At 40.7% G+C, this 1,471-nt stretch carries 2 protein-coding genes and 1 pseudogene; 1 reads left to right on the top strand and 2 read right to left on the bottom strand.

Going from position 1 to position 1,471, the window contains the following annotated elements; genetic code table 11:
- Positions 1 to 558 (bottom strand): RsfA family transcriptional regulator (locus AC1DUA_RS37295; protein ID WP_477504517.1); only part of this gene is annotated, 558 nt, incomplete at its 3' end.
- Between the two features lie 366 nt (positions 559 to 924).
- On the opposite strand from AC1DUA_RS37295, the gene AC1DUA_RS37290 reads away from it, so the two are divergent.
- Positions 925 to 1,155 (top strand): DUF2626 domain-containing protein, encoded by a 231-nt coding sequence (locus tag AC1DUA_RS37290; RefSeq protein ID WP_029196536.1) that lies wholly within the window; start codon positions 925 to 927, stop codon positions 1,153 to 1,155.
- A gap of 59 nt (positions 1,156 to 1,214) precedes the next feature.
- Here the strand turns inward: AC1DUA_RS37290 and AC1DUA_RS37285 are convergent.
- A pseudogene (locus tag AC1DUA_RS37285) lies at positions 1,215 to 1,471 on the bottom strand (class I SAM-dependent methyltransferase); the annotation flags it as partial.

The raw sequence follows: 1,471 nt of genomic DNA, 5'->3' as shown, positions 1-1,471 counted from the left end.
GGCCATAATTTGAATCAACGCCTTGTAATCATCATTTACAACCCGATAATCCGTTTCAACTTCGTTCACTTGCTTATTCAGCTTATTATTTTCTCTGCCAAGTCTATCTAGTTCGTCTTCTTTGTCCTGCAGTTCTTTTTCCAAGTTTTTAATATGACGACTCATATCTTGATACGTATTTCTCCATTGTCTCAAGAACCTGATCACTGCATCAATAGATAACGTTTCTTCTGTAAAAGCCTCTGTTTTGCCCGTTGACATTTCCGGTGCATCCAATAGACCAATGGAAGATGATCCTGAGATGGATACAGCAGCATGTTTCTTAAGCTGTGTTCTTTTTTGACGCTGCGCTTTCGCAATCTGGATGGCTGCTTCGTATTTTTTCCTCACAAAACTGTTCCATCGAAATCCGCATGCTGCAGCCGTACGTCCAATACGTTCCCCAACTTCTTCAAACGCAGATAATTGCGTGCTTCCTTCTCTAATGTGACGCAAAGTCACTTCCGCTAAGATTAAATCGTCTTCATCGCTCCAAGCATCTTGTCTTATAGCCGACATAAGGTTAAACCTCCTAACATAATGTACAGATGCAACGAACTGAAAGAGGTGAACCCTAATGAGGAGGCCCATCTTCCAGTATGAATAAAGAAGAATCAATTCGTGAGTACCCGTGTATAAATTGATTCGTGCCATTATTACTATTTCTATGCCCGTACTAGAGTTCATAGAATCTATTTGATACTAAATGGTATTGCCAATTTTTTTGACACTCATACATGGGATTCCGATAAAAAGGCATACTACATCTATATGATGAAATGTTTGCAATTTCGTCACCGTTTGACGGTTTACACTGTTCTGTTCAAAAGGTATAATGTGTTGTAGTTAAAGTGCAACGTGGTACGAGAGGGGGATGTTACGAGAATGGATCGCATGTTTCGGGTTCTAGGTTTTTGGACACTTGTTATCGCACTGATGAGTTTAGCTGGCGATATGATACCTATGTCTCTGATTTTCTTTTTCCAAACAGCTGTATTCGTCATTCTAGGCTATATGCGCTTGTCAGAACGAACTTACATATTGTTGTTCTGGGGATACATGATCATTTCCTTCAGTGGGTTTACGTACTGGTCATTTTTCAAAATGTCCGTTTAGTACGATAACAACAACAAACAAAAAGGTGAGCCGATGGTTGTCCATCGGTTCACCTTTTTTCATTTCACTGCAATAAGAACCTTGAACAGTTCACTCATTTGATCGCTAAGAAGCAGTTGTCTTATAGCCCTATTGCGCTTAGAAACATCACTGAAGGGATTGGGATCGTAATGATTTTGCAACCTTTCCAAAATGCCACATTCCACTAGGAACTCCCTTTGCGTCTGAAGCCGGCAGTCTACAAAACCATTCTGCCGCGCTGCTAATTGCAGCGCACTAAAGTTTACATGGGAAGTCAGATCCTGTTCCCCCTGAT

The organism is Paenibacillus sp. 01T422 (assembly GCF_056398785.1).
Note: the sequence above shows the minus strand (reverse complement) of the source record. Positions and strands in the feature narration are given on the sequence as shown.

Coding starts and splice junctions, on each gene's coding strand:
- AC1DUA_RS37290 (WP_029196536.1), top strand. CDS start 925: ATGGATCGCATGTTTCGGGTTCTAGGTTTTTGGACACTTGTTATCGCA.